This window comes from Citrobacter sp. CK188 (genome assembly GCF_030333525.1).
Taxonomy (GTDB): Bacteria; Pseudomonadota; Gammaproteobacteria; order Enterobacterales; family Enterobacteriaceae; genus Citrobacter_B; species Citrobacter_B koseri.
Genome location: NZ_JAOWFU010000008.1, coordinates 1 through 206 on the forward strand (window position 1 = coordinate 1; position 206 = coordinate 206).

2 tRNA genes are annotated in these 206 nt (G+C 52.9%); both read right to left on the reverse strand.

Going from position 1 to position 206, the window contains the following annotated elements:
- Nucleotides 1-59 (reverse strand) — tRNA-Arg (locus OGV67_RS01900).
- A 70-nt stretch (nucleotides 60-129) separates the two neighbouring features.
- A tRNA-Arg gene (locus OGV67_RS01905) sits at nucleotides 130-206 on the reverse strand.

The following is a 206-nucleotide window of genomic DNA, read 5'->3' on the forward strand; positions in this document are numbered from 1 at the left end:
GGGAGGATTCGAACCTCCGACCGCTCGGTTCGTAGCCGAGTACTCTATCCAGCTGAGCTACGGATGCATCGGGAAACTTACTTTATTGCAGATTTTGATACCGCTACTAAAGCCGTATCAAGTAAGAGATGGTGCATCCGGGAGGATTCGAACCTCCGACCGCTCGGTTCGTAGCCGAGTACTCTATCCAGCTGAGCTACGGATGC